Below are 17,837 nucleotides of genomic sequence, written 5' to 3'. Positions count from 1 at the left end.
ATGCAAATGTATGGGCCATATGAAAAGGAAATTGGCGGGGTAGAAAGAGGCCATATACGGAGAAAGACAAAAGAAGAAAAAAAGTATCACGACGCGCTTGATGAGCATCTCCCACACTTTCACGACGACTATGCGTTGTTTCGAAAGATCGTTAAAGCAATATACCCCGAAGCCAAAGAGACGGACATTCAAAAATACGGCGTCATAATCTCTTCAGATGGAAGGCGCGGCAAGGGGTTTGGGATCTGGATAGAAGGATATGGAAAACATGCCGAAGAGGTGCCAGCATGGGAATATCCAAAACTCTCGCTGTTTTACCGTCTACTGACCGCACTAACAGCAATGAAGCACAATCTCGACATAGAAAACGCGTACAGAGCATTATCGGTCGAGCTTCCAAAGAGATTAGGGCACAGGGTCCCAAAACCTGAGGAAATACAAGAGGTCGAAAAAACCATAAACAAACTCGTTCGGGAAGGGATGCTCCCCGAAAGAGCAAAGGAGGATGTTATCGATCTGGCAAAGGAGCTCTCCCAGATCGTTTACGAAGCATTCCCAAATAAGGAATCGGTTCTAGAACACAGAGAGAGGATAAAAAAGCAAATCAGAAGGGATGAAAGCTGGGGAGTAAAAGATAAAGGTCTCGGTGATTACTGGTACGAAGTTGTTCTTGAGGACGTACTAAAGAAGCACAGCAAAAACATCGCCGAAATAATGAGAAGAGAAGCAGCACAGCAGCCCACACCAACTACAGTGCCTACCAAAACTATCACGCAGAAGATTCCCTCCGAGGTGGAGGAAGCGTTCAAGACGTTGAAGGGCATGGGAGTAGATCTGAAGTTAGAGACGGGAAACGTGGCGGAGAGGAAGGCGAAGATATACGCGTGGATGGTGCAGAACGGGTTAATACATGTGGAGCAGGAAGAGGAGAAGGTAAGGATCGTTCCGACGAAGAAAATGCATCAGTTGATTGCGAAGCACGGGAAGGCAGCAGGGGCAATACTGAAGTGGGCAGCGGAGGAAGGAGTAGGATTAGAACACGTTGAACCGGTGGGCAGGATCGTTTCTGCGCTGGAAGAGTTAAGGCAGGAGACAAAACGAGAGAACACCAAGCTCGCGGAGGCTCTCTGGCGGGTCATGAAGCGGAAGACGGCGGTAAAAGAGCTCAACCTCCTCGTTTCTGGATTGATCTCACCCAAAGACCTCTCACAGCTCTGGGGCATTGATTTCAGAGAACTCCTGAAGAACGAGAAACTTCGGAGTGCTCTCCTCACGGCAGTTGAGGGGGCAGAGAAGAGCGGACTAGCTTCACCGGAGGTTCCAGCCGAGTGGGTTCCCTTCCTTGAGAAGCTGAAAGCGAATTCCATCACCGAGAAAGACCTGAGGAGTGCTCTCAACCTCGCAACCGTCGGGAGAATGACCTTTTCCGCCCTTGAGTCCGTGGCAATAAGAGGCCTGCCCACAGAGGCCGAGGAGATAGAGAAGCTTCTCCTCGGGGTGCTGAAGAAGACCCCTGACTTCCTGCCCTTCGATGCTGAAGTTACCGAGGAGCTTGAGGAGGAACTCAGGGAGCTCGCCACAGTTCTAGCCCTGATGAAGGACGAATCTTACATCGAGAGGCTTGAGGAGAATATAGCCCCAATAATCGAGAAGATTCCGGAGACGAGGAAGGTGGGCCTTTTCAGGAGGGATTCGCCGAGGAGGAAGGTCGAGGACTTCGTAGCAGTCCTGATGTCAGGAAAGCTCACGGGAGAAGAGGCCGAGGAGAAGGCGGAGGAGCTGAGGGACTACCTCAGAGAATACCTGAGCGAGGAGGAAATCGCGGAACTAATCGAGGTCATAACCCTTCCCTTCACCGCAAAGGCTCTCTTAGAGACCTACGAAACGGCGGAGGATTTCCTCTTCGCCTACGCCCATGCGAGGGCCGCCCGCTATCTCACAATAGAGGGCCACCTCATGGAGGCCCTCAAAGGGGGAAGCTATGAAGGCCTGCACGACAGCCTTGTGAGGACGCTTGCTTCAATGCCCTCGCTAAGACCAAGAAGGGTAACGTTGATAGGCCTTGGAAAGACGAGGAAACTTCTTGAAGGCCTCTAAACTTTTACATTTCTCCGGTTTGTGCAGTTAGGACAATATACTGCACAAAAATCCTGAATTTTGTGCACTGTACTGCACAATCTCGTAGAAAGGCTTAGTAGTTGCAACACGATTAGACTAATTATGGTGCAACAATTCACTCTAAGTGAGTCTTTTCTCCCCCTTAGGGAACTTCCAGTTCTTCGTTATCTTCGTCACGTTCCGGACGAGGGCCTTCTCCCCTGGGTTCTTCTCGACGAGCTTTTCGAGGAAGCTTATCAGCTCGTCGTAGGTCTTCCTCTCGATCGGGAAGGGCACCCTGTCTTTGCCACCAACCGCGTAGGTGAACTTGAAGGGATCTGGTGGATGCGTTACCGGGTCCTTCCACGACGGATGGACATCGTAAACAAGCTCCAGAACGAGCGATAGAGCCCTCAGCGTGCTTGGACCGAGGCCCTTCAGGAGGAGAAGCTCTTCGTAGTTATTCACACTCAGCTCGCGGGCGAACTCAAGGGCTCTCTTGTTAAGCTCCAGCTTGCCTAGGCTTTCGTACTTCTGAATAAGGGTCTTCTCATCCACATCGCGGGGCTTGTAATAAACCAGCGGTCGGTAGCCCCTCGCTATGGCCTTGAGGCTCTCAAGCTCGCGCTCTATCTTCGCGGGCTTTTCCTGGATGATATCGAGGAGCGTCTTCTGGTATTCCCTGGCCTCGTTCGAGACAGTGTTCAGCGCGAACTCCCTCTTTAAACCTGCAATCCCCTTGTGAGGGTCGAGTGTGAAAACCTCTGCATCAAACCAGTGGAAGCGCCTCGCCATCCTCTCGGCCTCGTTCATACCCTGCTGTATCACTGCCCAGTTGCCTTCTTCGTCTAGGAAGAAGACGTGGTGGTACAGCTGGTAGCCCGTCTGGAGGGCAACGGTATCGACCTTTGCCACGAGCCTGGACGTTCTGACGTATGGAGTCGGGTCGAGGTCGTAGATCTCGGCTATGGTTTTCAGTTCCTCCGGTGTTGCCCTGCTCTTCTTGCCCTTTCCGCCAGCGGCCTTAACGCCCAGCTCCTCCCGCCAGAGGGCGTCCTTTATCATCCCGGCCGTTACCGTCGTACTCCCAGATGAGTCCCAGTCCATGCCGATGACGTTGTTAAAGGCCTGAAACCACACCGGGTCTGAGAGCCTCTCTAAGAGACCTTTAGTCCCGTACTCCTCGATGGCGAGAATCAGGACTAAGCGCGTCAGCTTCCTCATCCTCTGGGCGAGCCATGGCGGAACGTGGCCACCGTGGAGGGGTAAATCAGCGACGTTCCTCATCAGGGTTATATCGTCACTCAAGGTTTTAACCCTTGTTCCGGAAAATCCTCATGTGAGGGCCAGGTGAGATGCATAATCATCGGTTTAACCTGGCAGTAAAACAAGGAAAGCCTTTTTATCCTCTACCTCGATTTTCGTCTGCAGGTTTAATACTGAAGGAGGTCGCGGTAATGGGAGTTGAAAAGGTTCCGAAGTACGACATCCCCACGATTAAGGTCGATTACGTTTTTATTGAGCTCGACAAGATGAAGCCCCACGAGCAGCTCGTCCAGAAGGAGCTCGAGGCATTCATCGAGAGCGTTACCGGCTCCGGCCTCTTCTGGAAGCCAATGCTCCTCGCGAAGGTCCCGGGTGAGGACATGTACCTCATCGTTGACGGCCACCACCGCTGGGCCGGCCTTCAGAAGCTCGGCGCCAAGAGAGCTCCATCGGTTATACTCGACTACTTCAGCGACGACGTGAAGGTCTACACCTGGTACCCGGCCTTCAAGGGCAGCCTTGAGGAGGTTCTTGAGAGGCTCAAGGCTGAGGGTCTCGAGGTCATCGAGGATCCAGAGGCCGAGGAGAAGGCCGAGAAGGGCGAGATAGCATTCGCCCTCGTCGGCGAGAAGAGCTTTGCCATCCCCGGCGGCCTTGAGGAGCAGAAGAAGGTCAGCAAGGTTCTCGACGAGATGAGCGTTGAGGGCAGGATAGAGCTCATCTACTACGGCCTCAAGGAGGATGCCAGGGAAGATATGGCCAAGGGTGAGATTGACTACGTCTTCATCAGGAAGGCCCCAAGCAAGGAAGAGGTCATGGAGCTCGTCAAGCGCGGCGAGGTCTACTCCCCGAAGACCACCAGGCACGTCCTGCCCTTCAACCCGGACAAGATAGACGTCAAGCTCGAGGAGCTGTTCTGAAGGTTTTTAACCCCCTCTTTCCTACTTTCTCCGCCGATGAAGAAGGATCAACCGGCTGAGACCGCGCTTCACGCGGCGCCGTGATGAACAGTCCAGGAGGCTGAGGCATGCTTAAGGGATTGATATTCGACGTTGACGAGACCCTCGTCTACTACGAGGGCTACGACCACAGGGAATGGTACGAGGGCTGGGTTCTGCCCGAGCTGAGGAGGCATGGTATTGACCTCGACTACGAGACCTACCGGAGAACTGTGAGGGGAGACCTGCCCAGGAGTTACGTGGAGCGCTTTGGGATAGACCACGTGGAGTTCTGGAAAATCGTGGATGAGGTGAACCTCCGCTATCGGAGGGAAATGGCGCGGCTCGGCAGGATAAAGCCGTTCCCCGATGTTGGTGCTCTGGGAAAACTGAAAAAGATGGGCATGAAGCTCGCAGCCGTGAGCAACGCTTCCCAGGAGTGCACAGAGTTCGTTCTTGGCCTTTTTGGCTTGAGGAAATACTTTGAGGTTGTCTATGGGAAGGACTACTCTAATCTGGATGGCGTCAAGCCCAGTCCATATCTTGTTGAGAAAGCCCTAAACGCGCTCGGTCTGAAACCCGAAGAGGCGATGATGGTAGGCGACAGTTATCACGACGTACTCGCAGGAAAGCGCGCTGGAATGAAGGTCGTTAATGTGACGCGCTTCGGAAAAATCGAGGGTGCTGACTACTACGTGAAGGATCTCTGGGAGCTTGTGGAGCTGGTAAAAAAGATGGGAGTTCACTCCCCGTAGAACTCTTTCTCAAAGACGTCTATGCCGACCTCAAGGCCATCCAGCCAGTTGAGAGACTTGTCAACGTTCTCGTTCCCGAATATCCCCCGGCCTGCGGTGCCAAGCTGGAGTGAGTTTTCTTCCCTTTTTCCCTGCAGTGGTAAGGCTTATATAGTCCCGAAGGGTATATTATTCCGTCGGCTTTACCTCACTGAGTAACATCGCGGTGATGGTTTATGAGGTCGGTAATTGCCCTTTCTCTGCTCCTGCTCGTTCTTCTGGCACCATTAGCGGGAGCCGAGGAATGGTCTCCAATAGACGTCATCAAGTTCCAGGGAGTTCAGAACCCCGAACTGGTTCTCCGCCGGATAGCCAAGGGTGAATACGATATCGGGCTCTTCTCCCTTCCGGCCGATGAATACCGGCGTCTGGATAAAGACCTCCTCAAAAACCTCGAACTCTACAAGACCGTCGTCTCCTACAACGAGCTGACCTTCAACACCTACCATGACCCGGACAAGGATGCCCCTATCGTCACCCTGGGGAACGAGACCTACTTCAATCCCTTCGCCATCATGGAAGTTAGGTTTGCAATGAACTACCTCATAAGCAGGGATTACGTCGTGCAGAATGTATACCAAAATGGCGGCGCCCCGATGTTCGGCTGCATCAGGCCCAGTCACCCGGCCAGCAAGTACTTCGAAGCGGTTTATACTGCTTTAAACCTCACAGGGGGCGGAAATGAGGGGCTGGCCCTCAAGATGATAGACGAGGCCATGGGCGAAGCCGCCGAGCAGGTTGCCAAGTACGGTCACGTTCTGGAGAGGAGAGCCGACGGCTTCTGGTACTTCGACGGCAGACCGGTCACTATCAAGTTCGTCATCCGTATCGAGGACGAGAGGAAAGAGATAGGAATGTATGTCTCAAAGCAGCTCCAGAAGGCCGGCTTCGCCGTTGAGGAGCTTTTCTGGGACAGGCAAAAGGCCGGTCAGGTCGTCTTCGCCAAGCCGCCGAGCAACTACGAGTGGAATATCTACACTGGCGGCTGGCTCATTAGAGGGAGTCCCAGTCTCTGGATCGACGACTACGCCGCCTGGTTTTACTCGGCCTGGTACGGTTACCTCCCGGGAGCGATAGAGCCTAAGCACAGGAACACTGTAACTGTCTTGGAATTCCTCAATGAAGTCGGCAACGGCAACGCCAACGCCGGTCTCCGCGCCATCGGTGCGGCTTACTACCAGAACACCTCGGAACTCGGGGAGATGCTCAACTGGACGGAAGAAGAGCTGACAAAACTTCTCACCAACCTCAGCCTTGAGGTCAACGGCAGGAGCTACACCATCAACAACGCTGACCAGTACTGGGATCTCCAGAAAATAGCTATGGGCATCGGAATAATGGAGAGTGCCAGGGTCTTCCTTGTCGAGGAGTGGGAGCTCTCGCCTGTGAACAGGGAGAGAGTTACCGACATAGTCTCTGATCCGGCCACCGGAATCCTCAACCGCTGGAGCGTCCTGAACGCAAAGACACCTGACGGAGTGCTCAAGGTGGCCTACTTCATCCCGACCTGCGGGGGGTTTTGTCTTCCATTCAATCCGGTTAGTGGTTTTGATACTCACGTCTTCCCAGCCAACCTGTGGGGCCTCGTTCACGACCCAGGAGGGTTCGTCGGCCCCGACGGCCTCTACACCCCGTACAGGTGCAGGTGGGAGATTGAGAGGGGTGAGTTCACAGTTCCGGGCGATGCGGTTATCTACAACCAGACCCAGGGCTGGATAGCGGCCCACGCCGGTGAAAGTGCTAAGGTCAAGGTCAGGGTCACCTGCGACTTTGGCCGGTGGCACGATGGCGTCAAGATGAGAACTGCAGACCTCAAGTATTACATCGCGTTCCTCTACACCTGGGCTTACAAGGACGGTGCCGACGACCCGTACTACGACGGGGCCCTTTCAGACACCGCGGCATCGCTCAGGAATATCCTCGGCTTCCAGTTCACCAACGACAGTTACATAGTCTATGGCAGCTACGCCCACCCGTTCGCCGACGACGTCACCGCAAAGGCCTACGTATTCTATCCCGACCTCCCGTGGGAGCTCTACTATGCCATGGGCGAGCTCGTGACCAATTCGAGCGCCTATGATACCAAAACGAAGTACTCCTTCAGCGAGAGCGGTCGCGGTGTGGAGTGCCTCAACCTCCTTTCTAAGGAGTACGTTGCTGATCTGAGAAAGGTTCTGATGGTTCTAAGGGATAAAAATGCCGTTCCCGCCGCGATTACTGAGGATGTGGGCGATCCGAGAGAGGGCTACACCAGAGCAATCGAGTGGATTGATGCCAAGGGCCATGCGGTAATAAGCAACGGGCCGTTCTACATTGAAAAATACGAGCCGGAGAACCTGTTCTTGGAATTGAGGGCATTCCAGGGAGCATCGCCGGTCACTCCTTCAGACTCGACCCCCACGACGTCCCAGGTCTCGACTTCATCCTCTCAAAGCGAGTCCCCACCACCAACTAACGGGTCGGATGACCACCAAACGGCCACCAACACCTCGCTCATCTATGCAATTGGCCTGGCGGGCCTTTTGATACTGGTGCTGGTGCTCCTCATGGGCTGGAAAAGATGAAGCCTGAGAGGCAACATAGCTAGTTGACTTTCCTATCTTTTTCAGATTCAAAACTAAGAGGAAAAGAAGGCTTAAACTCCAAACCCCTCCTCAATGTAGGCCCTTATCAGCTCCTTCGTGGCGAACATGCCCTTGATGTGCGTCCTCTCCATGCCGTGGCTTGCATGGACCCCCTGGCCGATGAGGGCTACCCTGACGTCCCAGCCAGCCCTGACAGCTGCACTCCCGTCGGAACCGTAATAAGGGAAGACATCGACCACGTGCGGGATATTCCTCTTTTCGGCAAGCTCAATGAGCTTCGTCGTCATCTCGTAGTCGTAAGGGCCGCTCGAGTCTTTGGCCGCTATCGATACAGCTGTCTCCTTGCCGGCGACACCATCGCCAACGACACCCATGTCAACGACGAGGAGCTCCCTCATGCTCGGTGGATAGCCGCTCGAACCTCCATGTCCGACCTCCTCGTAGGGCGAGAAGAAGAAAGCCACCGGGAGCTTTTCCAGAGTTTCAGCACCGAGGTCGAGCATCAGGTCAATGAGGACTGCAACGCTCGCCTTGTCGTCGAGGAAGTGGGCCTTGACAAAGCCGTTAACGTACTCAAACTTCGGGTCGAAGGCTATGAAGTCCCCGGGCCTTATGCCGAGCTTCTCCGTGTCCTCTTTCTTCTCAACGAGCTCGTCCAGGCGGATGTACATATTCTCCTCTTTCCTCTCCTTCTTACCGGCCTCCTTGTTCACGTGGACGCTCGGGTTCTTGAGGAGGAGCGTTCCGCGGTAGCGCTTGCCCGACCGGGTGATTATCGTGCAGTACTCGCCCTCGAAGGCAGGCAGGTGGAGGCCGCCAATCCTCGTGAAGGTAAGGTGCCCGTCGGGCAGGATTCCCCTTACCATTGCACCGAGGGTGTCAACGTGAGCCGCTATTACCAGCTTTGGCTTGGGGTGGTTGCCCGCCACAAGCGCCCCTTTGTTCGTGTAGTACGTTTTAATTCCGTTCTCGTTTAGGAGTTGGGCGATGTAGGCTGTAACCTCCTTCGTGTATCCTGTCGGGGAAGGAATCTCAAGGATTTTCCTCAGAATTTCAACGATGCGCTCCATGTGGATCACCGTTAAGAAATCGCTCGAAGGTTTGAAAAGGGCATCGGTTTCATGCCCCTAAGGCTTTGATGGCCATGAAGAAAAGAAGGGTTATGAGCGTCAGTACCACCGTGACGCCTATTCCCTCCCCGGCCTTCAGCTTGTAGTGGGCCAAGACTACGTTGGCCATTATGGCCGGGGGCATCGAGGCCTCGACGAGGACGGCGTAGTATATGTCTCCGGCCCCCCTCAGCGTCAGGAGGACGAAGAGGAAGGGAATCACGCTCCTGAAGAGACCGACTTCAGCCAGATGCCTCAGTCTGAACTCGCGGAGGTTTATTATCGAGCCGAAGTAGACCAGCAGGAGAGGTATACTCCACCAGCCTATTGATTTCGCCGGTTCGAGGAGCCAGGAGGGCAGTTTGACTCTCGCCAGGACTATGAAGAGGGCCAGAAGGTTTGCCGCCGTCGGAGGAAACTTGAGGGCTTTGACGAGGCTGTCCTTGATTGACGCCTTTCCGCTCGAGTAGTGGGCCGCTATAAAAGTCACCAGCGGGAGAACGATGAGGCTGTTGGTGGTCGAGTAGAGTATTGCAGGGGTTATGTCGTCGAGAAAAAGGCTCGCTATGGGGAAGCCCATCGCCGCGGTGTTTGGGTAGGTCGAGAGTATCATGAGCGCCCCGCGCCAGTCCTCGTCTTTAACGAAATGCCGCGTGTAGAGGTACGAGAGGCCCAGACTGAGGGCAATGATGAGGAGGACATAGATGAAAACTAGCTTTATGCTCAGGAGGTAGCCCAGGTCCTTGCTCGCGACGTTGCCGAAGACGAAGAGCGTCAGGAGAATGCGGGTGGAGAAGAGGTTGAGCCAATAGAATGGCCTCTCGTCCTTAATTAAGCGCTTCAGGACGTATCCGAGGGCTATGAGGGCGAGCATCTGATAGACATCCATACTAAAAGCTCGGACTTAGCGTTTAAAAGTATGTCGAACATAAAAATGGAAGGGGTTGGGGCGAAGGAACGAACAAAAATAAAAACAGAGCGGGACTACTCTTTCCTTCCTTTGTGCAATGGCCACCAGGCCTTTTCTCCGAAGAGCGCCATCGTGGCCGGCCCTATGAAGTAGACGGCTGCAGTGGCCGTCAGCAGGACTCCAACGGCCAGGGCGAAGCCTATCTCCCTGATGCCCCAGGTCGCCCCAGTCATCAGCGAGCCGTAGGTCACCGCCAGCACCGCCGCGAGGCCGACGACGAGGGTGTCCATCGTTCCAGCAGCGACCACCAGCGCGTCCCTCGCGCTCCTGCGCTCGAACTCGTCCCTTGCTTTGACGAGATAGAAGCTATTGTAGTCTATGCCAACGCCCATGAGCACCACGAAGACCATCATGGGCAGGAACCACATGACCTGCTGGCCAAAGACCCTCTCGAAGAGCCAGCTGGAGACCGTTATGCTGAGGAGCACGCCGACTGCTATGGTGCCTATGGTGGTTATAACCGCTGGCAGTCCCTTGAGGGTCGGTATCAACGAGAGGAACATCAGCAGCAGTGCCACCGGGAAGATCCTGTGCCAGAAGACGTCGTTGATAAGGTCACTGAGGTCGAGGGCTAAAGCGGTATTGCCTCCGACCATTCCGGACTTTATTGCCCCTGACTCTTCCTCGCCCTTCACTATCACCCTTATCTCCCTCACCATGTCCTTGGAGCGGTCATCGGTGGCCTCGTACTTCCCGGTTACTTGAATCAGCACTTTGGTGCCGTCCCTGGACAGATAGCGGTCGCCGCCAATGGACTTCAGCTCCTTCACACTGACGTTCACGGGCCTCCCGTAGGGCTGGGTCACGGTGTAGACGTACTCGACGCCTTCCACCTTTGAAATACTCTCGGCCAGGGATTTGATGGTCTGGAGGTCTCCATCACTCAGCGGGTGGCCGAGGTCTATGACCACGTAGGTCGGTGATGTGACGCCCGCGCCAACAGTGCTCTCGCTGAGCTGGAGGAAGCGGTAGGTCTCGCTGTCCTTGGGGATGAAGAGCTTTATGTCGTGGGTGCCGCTGAAGTTGGCAAAATTGTAAGCTGCTGGGACGGCCAGGAGGAGCGCCACGAGCACAACAGCCTTGGCGTGCTTAACGGCCCACTCCGCTATTCTGCTCCTCTCGTGAAGGTTTACGTTGCTGAGGTGGTGCTCGATGTGCTTTGGCCACCAGAAGGCCGGTTTGTCCCCTATGAGAACCGTTATCGCCGGAATAAAGGTCAGACTGGCGAGGAGGACTATGACGACGGCGAGGGGTGCTATGATGCCCATTGTCTTGAATATCGGGAACTCCCAGGCAAGGACAAAGCTTGCGAAGGCTATGATGTCCGTTGAAGCACTGGCCAGAACAGCGTCCTTTGCCCTCTTCAACGCCTCACTCGCCGCTTTCTCGTGGTCGTAGCCCTCAGCCAGGTACTCCCTAAAGCGGTGCAGGTAGTATGTAGAGTAATCTATCCCCAGTCCGAGCGCCGTTGTGACGGTCAGCATCTGGGCCCAGCTCCCGACGTCGAGGTAGTCTCCCTTCGCGAGCAGGTATAGTATCCCTAGCGCGGTGAGGGTTGCAGTTGCCACGCCGGTGAAGGGGAGGAGCGTCGCCAGTAGAGCCGCACCCATGAGTACCAGGAGCACGAGCAGTGCCCCCGCTATGCTGAACTTGGTGGTCTTGTCGTTGTCCTCCTTGCCGTACTTGATGGCCTCGTAGGTCTGGATGGGGGTTCCGGTGACGTAGGCCTTAACCTCCGGTGAGACCTTCCCAAACTCCCTCAGCGCGACCTCCTTGACCTTCAGTGAGCTCTCGTACTGCGCTTTGCTCTGCTTCTCCAGGTCGCTGACTCCCTCGAGACCCTTGGGGACGAAGAGTATCATCATCGTCCTGTTGTCCGGGCTCTTGAGCATGCCGATGTAACTCTCTGCGAGGCTGTAAATGGATGGGTAGACCTGCTCTTCAATGGGCTTGACGTCCTCCCTGGTAATTGCTCCTGGATCGTCCCTGAATTTGAAAGCGATCTCCACAAGCCTGGTCGCGTTGATGTGGAGCGGAACTCCGAGGTCAATCTCCCTGATGAGTTTCTCGACGAACTTAACGGCCTCCTCCCTGACCAGGGCCTCAATCCGGGAGTCGCTCATCGGGTAGTCCCTGGCAACGGTCAGCATTATCTCCCTCAGCGTCTCCTTCACTTCCTCGGGTGCGCTGACGCTGGCGAGCTTCTCATCAACGCCCTGTTCGAACAGGGTGTAGGCTATCTCCTCCCGACTCTTGCCGGCGTAAACCCCGTCCACAACTTTGCCGAGGTCTATCGGAACGTCTCCGGCCAGGCTCGTGATTATCTCCTTGACGGTCTCTTTAACGCCCCTGCCTTTCCCCAGCTCCTCGGGGTTCTTGAGGACGGTATCAACGATGGTTTCAGCAACCTTCTCGCTTCCAACCTCCTCAGCGGTCTCCTGGATTAAAAGCTCCCTCGCAATCGGGGCGACGTTCCCGTTGGAGTCGTAGATCTCTCTAATAACGCTCTCTGGAAGCTCGACGCCCTTTTCCTTAAGAATCTCCGCGAGCAGGGAGACTGTGCCCTTCTTCAGCAGGGCAGGGTTCTTGGTCAGAACGCCGGTGGCGTTGGCGTCGAAGCTCACAACGGTCCTGACTATTGGCTCGGCGAGTGCATTCTGCTCCGCCGGAAGCTTGTCCTCCAGGGCACCGACGAGCAGGCTCTCCTCAAGCTCCTTCGTCGGACCGTAAACGAGGAGCGTCCTGAGTACCTCGTCAGGGTTTGGCATTTCTAGGAGAGGGCTTCCAGTCATAATGACCTTGGCAACCTCGATAGTCGCGTTCTCAATGGCTGGCGGTGCTGGGTTTCTTCCAAGACTTATCGAGACGTTCACAGTGTAGGCCAGTGTTTGGGCGGGAATCCCGCCGAAGCCCGGAACCTCAAAGCTCCCGCCGGCCTTCCCGATGATGCCGGGAAGATTATTGAGGGCCTCACCCGCTATTTCTTCGACGGGCTTGGCCGCGTTCTTGCCAAGGTTGATTAGAGCATAATCGCTTCCAGCTTTGCCGTCGAATGCCACGACGCCCTGATAAAAGGCAATGGAATAGGCCTCGGCGAGGCTCTTCTGCATCTGGTCGTTAATCTGACTTAGAATCATTCCCTTCGTGACGTTGGCCAGGAAGCCGTCGGTTATCGCACCGGAGCCGTAGGTCGAGTAGGCCGGGTAAGTCGCGTTGTAGACCGCGTAGACGAACTCAACAGGAACGCCGAGCTGGACGGCTATCGCCTGAGCCGTCGCCTGATCAAGGCCCCTCCCGTAGGCCCCCGCCTGGACGAGGGCGTCGTAGGCCCCTATCGTTCCGAGGTAAGTTCTCGCGTAGTTATCGCTCAGGTTGTAGAGGCCGACGTTTAGCCCGGCTATCGTGGAGTTCAGCGCTTTCAGCTGTTCGCTGGCCATGGTGAGGTTCTCGTGAAGGGCGACGTAAGCGGTGTCCGTCTCGTTGAGGGCATCCCTGAGGGCGAGGCTCTGGTTGTAGAGTGCGGTGAGGTTGGCATCAAGCGCGAGGTAGGCCTTAGCCAGCTGGGGAACGGTTTCGTTGAGGGTCTTAACCTGGTCGCTAAGGTTTTCGATCTGAGTAAGCGTCATCCCGTAGGCGTTGCTGGCGTTTATCGCCGACTCATAGAATATCCCGGTCAGGTTGGCGGTCGTCCTGGTGAGGTTGAGCGCTATCTCATAGGATCTGTTGTGGAGCAGATCAATTGCATCGTAGTAGGAGGTGAAATTGCTCCCGTAGGGCCTTGCCTCGGCCTTGAAGCGCTCGTAGGCTTCTCTCGTCGCGGGGTCGTTCACGTCCACTCCACTCACTATCATGTAGGTCTGGTTGTCGCTGGTCGAGAACTCGGGGAACTCCTTTGCCAGGGTGTCCTGAACCTTGACGGACTCCACGTCCTTCGGGAGGAACTGATCCATGCTGTAGTTGGTCACGTCGGCTAGCTTTGCAGCCAGGGGCATCGCGGCTATAACTGCTATTATCCAGAGGGCCACAATGGCCTTTGCGTGCTTAACGATCCAGTCATTCCACGCCATCCCCACCACCATTGTCACTTATCAACATGATGAATTCAAACATGTCGAAGTTCGACATGTCGTTGAGAGAAGCGTTTATAAGGGTTGTGGTTCAACCTTCAACCATGGGTGGTCGAGATGGGGGAAGACGTGGAGCGGAGGATAATCAAGGGCCTATTCACAGTTCCGCTGAAGAACATCATACTTGTCATCGTCGGCCTGAAGGGAGAAGCTCACGGCTACGAGATTCTAAAGGAGCTTGAAAAGTTCGCCATCGGACTCTGGAAGCCCAGTCACAGCAACCTGTACACTCTCCTCAACAAGATGGTCGAGGAGGGACTTTTGGAGCCAAGGGAAGAGTACAGGGGTAGGGTGAGGAGGGTCAAATACAGCCTCACCGAGAAGGGCTGGGAGTACCTCAAAACCTCCAACGACCTCGCCTTGAGGGTTCTGTACACCTCTGTGAACTACCATGAGGCACTGAAGAAAAAGCTCGAGGAGATGGAGCTTAAGAGGCCGATGGACAGGGAGACCGTCAGGACCTACCTGGAGCTCCTCAAGAGGATACGCGACATACTCGACGAGGAGATAAGAACGATAGAGGCCGAGCTGACGGGAGACTGAGGGTTTTCTTTTGACCGGCTCTCCCTATGGGATGGAGGGCCTTTCCCGCCCCCTTCTGCTGCCGGAACCTTGTCCCGCATAGATGTTTTTGCACATCTACCGATAAACTTATATATACCCACCGTGCTAATTTAGTACAGAAAAATGTACTACATAAATCTGTACCAGGTGGTACCATGGAGAACGACCTGAAGGTTCAGCTCGAAGAGCTGAAAAAGAAGCTGGAGGTGCTCGAGGAGAACATCGACCCCGTGGACGAGGTCATGCTCTCCATAAAGGCCCGTCTAAGGAGAAAGCTTGAGGGTGGGAAGCTGCCAGAGCTCGACGAGGAGAAGGCGGCGAAGACCCTCAAAGCCCTTGCCAATCCTGACAGGATAAGGATACTCAAGATGCTATCGGAGAGTCCGATGGGCTTCAAGGAGATAAAGGAAGCCCTCGGAGTGGAGAGCCCCACGGTCTCCCACCACCTGAAGCTCCTTACAAGGACGGAGATGGTGAGGAAGGGAGACAGGTATCAGATTTCGCCCAACGGACGTTTGTTTTTGCGTTTGCTCGAGATAATCACTGCCCTTGAGGAGGTGGAAGAATGAGTTTTGTGTGGAAGTACAGGACCGCTAGACACGAGGGCCCGAGGTTTAGGGTGGCTGAATACCTGAAAGCCGCCACTGCCATACTGCTCATAGCCTGGCTGTTCAAGGGGCCGCTTCGACTTGAGGCGTACAATGACCAGATAGTCTACGCGATAATAGCGCTCATCTTCGCCTTTGAACTGCTGAGCGTCGGCAAGTGGTTTGGGGTAACGATCAGCGGGATAGTCTTTGCCCTCGCTAAAGGGTTCTTCTGGACAAGCGTTTTCCTGTTTTTCGGGGGCTGGCTGGGCATGAGCGAAAACCTACACGCCTACGATGGGACGGCCTTTGCCTACGCGGTTGTCCTGACCATAGCGGGCCTGTTACTGGCCAAGTTCGACGAGAAGAGGTTCGATGTGAAGGTAGAGAAGAAGGCCTACGAGTTCAGTGGTGCCGATTTTGGTGAGGTCAAAATTGTCGGCCATGGAAAGGCCTACCCCGTGAAGTTCGGGAGGAAGAATGTCGGGTGGGTTCTGAACGGCGAGATGGTTGTCGAGGCAGAGACGCCCCTCGGCAAGGTTAGCAAGAAGCTCCTCTCGCCGGCCATCGTCTGGACGGAGGAGAAAATAGCCGGAAAGAAGACCTCGCCCGATCCGGGCTTTGTCTCCCAGGTAAACGAACTGGTGAACCCGGAGAGGCTCTACAGGAAAGGCAAGAGGGACAGCGTAGTTGATCTGGGCTTCATCAAGGTCTACAAGGGTGAGAACTTTGAGTACGTTAAGCTGCCCTTCATTGAGGTCATTGAGACCCCAACCGGCGAGGAGGTCAAGATAGGGCCCATGAGGTTCCGCGAAGGTAGCCCCGAGACGCCCCCCGCGAACATGCTCACGATAAGAGAGCTAACCAACGGCTTCCAGCTCACGAAGGTGGGCAACAGGCTGAAGGTTCAGACAGAGGAGTACTCCATCGAGGTAGAGGACGGCAGGGTAGTGTATAGGAGCGGAAACGAGGTTCTGAGCCTGGGCACGGAACACGTGTCTCTCCGTTCAGGAGACGTTTCCATAACCGTTGGACGGGGAAGGACGAAAATAAAGATTGAAGACGTTGTCATCTCTGCCAGGGATGGAAAGGTACGCATAAGGGCTGGTGGGAAGGCCTACACTATAGAGGACTCCGACGCGTACAAACTTGTCGTGAAGAAGGCCAAGGATATCGTTGAAGAGCAGAGCGCCGAGCTGATAGAGGGCCTTGGTATAGACAGAATGCTCCTCGGCAGGCGCGTCAAAGAGCTTCTCGACGAGCTGATGAGGTATCTGGGGTGAAGAACGTGGAGACCTCAGCATTAGCAGAAGTCTCTCAAGAAATCTCGGCCACCGAGCGCAGAAACGGTGAATGTGAAGAGAAGACGGGGCACGAGCGGCCCCTTTTTGACCTTATTCCATTGGGGGGCTGGCTGTGAGGTTTGAAGGTATCGAGAGGGTCTGGATGAAGCTCGTCGACGTTGACCTCAAAATAGCCGCCTGGGACAGAGACTACGTGGAGCTTAACCCCCGCTCAGAGAAGGGTATCAAAATCCGAGTCAAAGATGGGAAGCTTTCGGTGGACTACAAGGCCATATGGAAGCTCGGGAAGACTATAAAGCGGGACAGGAGCCTGGAACCCCTGGAACTCCACGTTCCCTTCGGGGTTCCAGTTTCGGTGGGGATCAAGAGGGGGCAGGTTACGGCAGAGGGTGTGCACTTTGAGAGCCTTTCGGTTGGCGAGTGCAAAACCTCGCTAAAAGGATGCATCATTGGAGACCTAATCTCTGCCGTCTCCACCCTCAGCGGATCAGTTGTGGTGAAGGAAAAGGCGTCCGTAATGGCAATGGCCGGAACCGTTGCCCTCAAGGTTGAGGAACTTAGAGGCAGCATTAAGGCGGTCAGCAACATGGGGATACTAAAAATATGCCTCCCTCTGGACTGCGATGCCTCGATAAGCGTCGAGAACAACGGCGGGGTCGTCAAGCTAGATGGGATTGATCCGAAAGACCCCGTTCTCGGCGATGGAAGGGACACCATAACGCTCAGGGCGGATATTGGTGGAATAGTGGAATTAACTTTCTGTGAAGGTGATGAGGATGATGTTTGAAAACGTGAAGGAAGTTAAGATAAAGGCCGTGAGCGGCCGACTGGAGATTGAGGGCTGGGAAAACGACTACGTGGAAGTTAACTACGTTCCGCACGGTGAGGTCAGCGTCAATGTTGAGCAGAAGGGCAGCAAACTCATCATAAAGGAAGAACCGAAAAAGAAGTTCTTCAACCCACTTGAGGACAGTGGATGGGCCGAAATAGAGGTGAGGGTTCCCAGATCAGCCATTGTAAATGCCAAGAACGTGAACGGCAAGCTTAACGCGAGAAACGTGCGCTTTGAAGGGGCCACAACCGTCAACGGCGAGATATCCCTTAAGGACTGTGAGGCCAAGAAGCTGAGCACCGTGAACGGGGAGATAAATGCCCATCTGGCCGTTGCGGGCCCGCTGAAGGCATCAACCGTGAACGGGGAGATAGAGCTGACAATCGAGGAGCTGGAGGATGACATAGACGTGGGTTGCGTCAACGGTAACATAACGCTCAGGCTCACGGACTTCTGCGACGCCAGGATAATTGCCAAGCGGGTGAACGGGGACGTCAAGCTCGTCGGGATAGACCCGGACGACCCGGTGATAGGCACGGGAGAGTTCACAGTCAAAGTGAGCACCGTCAACGGGGATGTGAGGGTTGAGCTCGTCTGAGCCTTTCAGTTTTTGGCCAACTCAGTAATTGCTGAATCAAAGAATTATGTGGAAGCTGAGGGGGTC

The 17,837-nt window shown here is 54.9% G+C and carries 13 protein-coding genes; 9 read left to right on the top strand and 4 right to left on the bottom strand.

Going from position 1 to position 17,837, the window contains the following annotated elements:
• The first annotated feature begins 6 nt into the window (after positions 1 to 6).
• Positions 7 to 2,097: a hypothetical protein gene (locus E3E36_RS08090; protein WP_167894947.1), complete on the top strand. Its 2,091-nt coding sequence runs from the start codon at positions 7 to 9 to the stop codon at positions 2,095 to 2,097.
• Between the two features lie 141 nt (positions 2,098 to 2,238).
• Here E3E36_RS08090 and E3E36_RS08085 read toward each other — a convergent pair whose 3' ends face one another.
• Positions 2,239 to 3,384, bottom strand: coding sequence for a DUF763 domain-containing protein (locus E3E36_RS08085; protein WP_167894946.1), 1,146 nt, complete (start codon positions 3,382 to 3,384; stop codon positions 2,239 to 2,241).
• A gap of 170 nt (positions 3,385 to 3,554) precedes the next feature.
• Here E3E36_RS08085 and serK point away from each other — a divergent pair, with 170 nt between their 5' ends.
• The 3 genes from serK (at position 3,555) to E3E36_RS08065 (ending at position 7,659) form a co-directional block, all read left to right on the top strand.
• Entirely contained in the window at positions 3,555 to 4,283 is a 729-nt protein-coding gene (gene serK / locus E3E36_RS08080) for an L-serine kinase SerK (protein ID WP_167894945.1), read from the top strand.
• Positions 4,284 to 4,390: 107 nt separating this feature from the next.
• Entirely contained in the window at positions 4,391 to 5,056 is a 666-nt protein-coding gene (locus tag E3E36_RS08075; protein WP_167894944.1) for an HAD family phosphatase, read from the top strand.
• Positions 5,057 to 5,271: 215 nt separating this feature from the next.
• Positions 5,272 to 7,659 (top strand): ABC transporter substrate-binding protein, encoded by a 2,388-nt coding sequence (locus tag E3E36_RS08065; RefSeq protein ID WP_167894943.1) that lies wholly within the window; start codon positions 5,272 to 5,274, stop codon positions 7,657 to 7,659.
• A 71-nt stretch (positions 7,660 to 7,730) separates the two neighbouring features.
• Here E3E36_RS08065 and E3E36_RS08060 read toward each other — a convergent pair whose 3' ends face one another.
• The 3 genes from E3E36_RS08060 to E3E36_RS08050 all read right to left on the bottom strand — a co-directional run bounded on the left by E3E36_RS08060 (position 7,731) and on the right by E3E36_RS08050 (position 13,826).
• Positions 7,731 to 8,750: a M42 family metallopeptidase gene (locus E3E36_RS08060; protein WP_167894942.1), complete on the bottom strand. Its 1,020-nt coding sequence runs from the start codon at positions 8,748 to 8,750 to the stop codon at positions 7,731 to 7,733.
• A gap of 49 nt (positions 8,751 to 8,799) precedes the next feature.
• Positions 8,800 to 9,678, bottom strand: a complete 879-nt coding sequence (locus E3E36_RS08055) for an AEC family transporter (protein WP_167894941.1) — start codon at positions 9,676 to 9,678, stop codon at positions 8,800 to 8,802.
• A 95-nt stretch (positions 9,679 to 9,773) separates the two neighbouring features.
• Positions 9,774 to 13,826 carry an MMPL family transporter gene (locus E3E36_RS08050; protein ID WP_167894940.1) on the bottom strand — a complete coding sequence of 1,351 codons (4,053 nt, stop codon included), beginning with the start codon at positions 13,824 to 13,826 and terminating at the stop codon, positions 9,774 to 9,776.
• Between the two features lie 117 nt (positions 13,827 to 13,943).
• On the opposite strand from E3E36_RS08050, the gene E3E36_RS08045 reads away from it, so the two are divergent.
• From E3E36_RS08045 to E3E36_RS08025, 5 genes are all read left to right on the top strand, one after another.
• A complete protein-coding gene (locus E3E36_RS08045) occupies positions 13,944 to 14,429 on the top strand; it encodes a PadR family transcriptional regulator (RefSeq protein ID WP_167895333.1) in 486 nt (161 codons plus the stop codon).
• Positions 14,430 to 14,605: 176 nt separating this feature from the next.
• Positions 14,606 to 15,019: a helix-turn-helix transcriptional regulator gene (locus E3E36_RS08040; protein ID WP_167894939.1), complete on the top strand. Its 414-nt coding sequence runs from the start codon at positions 14,606 to 14,608 to the stop codon at positions 15,017 to 15,019.
• Entirely contained in the window at positions 15,016 to 16,320 is a 1,305-nt protein-coding gene (locus E3E36_RS08035; protein WP_167894938.1) for a hypothetical protein, read from the top strand. Before E3E36_RS08040 ends, E3E36_RS08035 begins: the two co-directional genes overlap by 4 nt.
• A 133-nt stretch (positions 16,321 to 16,453) precedes the next feature.
• Positions 16,454 to 17,128, top strand: coding sequence for a hypothetical protein (locus E3E36_RS08030; RefSeq protein ID WP_167894937.1), 675 nt, complete (start codon positions 16,454 to 16,456; stop codon positions 17,126 to 17,128).
• A complete protein-coding gene (locus E3E36_RS08025; protein ID WP_167895332.1) occupies positions 17,118 to 17,771 on the top strand; it encodes a DUF4097 family beta strand repeat-containing protein in 654 nt (217 codons plus the stop codon). Before E3E36_RS08030 ends, E3E36_RS08025 begins: the two co-directional genes overlap by 11 nt.
• Positions 17,772 to 17,837: the final 66 nt, after the last annotated feature.

It is taken from the genome of Thermococcus sp. M36 (genome assembly GCF_012027355.1).
GTDB lineage: Archaea > Methanobacteriota_B > Thermococci > Thermococcales > Thermococcaceae > Thermococcus.
This window is presented reverse-complemented; position numbering and strand designations above follow the sequence as displayed.

Excerpts from the sequence above, each read along its gene's own strand:
- E3E36_RS08090 (WP_167894947.1), top strand. The coding sequence starts at position 7 with ATGTATGGGCCATATGAAAAGGAAATTGGCGGGGTAGAAAGAGGCCAT.
- E3E36_RS08085 (WP_167894946.1), bottom strand. The coding sequence starts at position 3,384 with ATGAGGAACGTCGCTGATTTACCCCTCCACGGTGGCCACGTTCCGCCA.
- serK (WP_167894945.1), top strand. The coding sequence starts at position 3,555 with ATGGGAGTTGAAAAGGTTCCGAAGTACGACATCCCCACGATTAAGGTC.
- E3E36_RS08075 (WP_167894944.1), top strand. The coding sequence starts at position 4,391 with ATGCTTAAGGGATTGATATTCGACGTTGACGAGACCCTCGTCTACTAC.
- E3E36_RS08065 (WP_167894943.1), top strand. The coding sequence starts at position 5,272 with ATGAGGTCGGTAATTGCCCTTTCTCTGCTCCTGCTCGTTCTTCTGGCA.
- E3E36_RS08060 (WP_167894942.1), bottom strand. The coding sequence starts at position 8,750 with ATGGAGCGCATCGTTGAAATTCTGAGGAAAATCCTTGAGATTCCTTCC.
- E3E36_RS08055 (WP_167894941.1), bottom strand. The coding sequence starts at position 9,678 with ATGGATGTCTATCAGATGCTCGCCCTCATAGCCCTCGGATACGTCCTG.
- E3E36_RS08050 (WP_167894940.1), bottom strand. The coding sequence starts at position 13,826 with ATGGCGTGGAATGACTGGATCGTTAAGCACGCAAAGGCCATTGTGGCC.
- E3E36_RS08045 (WP_167895333.1), top strand. The coding sequence starts at position 13,944 with ATGGGGGAAGACGTGGAGCGGAGGATAATCAAGGGCCTATTCACAGTT.
- E3E36_RS08040 (WP_167894939.1), top strand. The coding sequence starts at position 14,606 with ATGGAGAACGACCTGAAGGTTCAGCTCGAAGAGCTGAAAAAGAAGCTG.
- E3E36_RS08035 (WP_167894938.1), top strand. The coding sequence starts at position 15,016 with ATGAGTTTTGTGTGGAAGTACAGGACCGCTAGACACGAGGGCCCGAGG.
- E3E36_RS08025 (WP_167895332.1), top strand. The coding sequence starts at position 17,118 with ATGATGTTTGAAAACGTGAAGGAAGTTAAGATAAAGGCCGTGAGCGGC.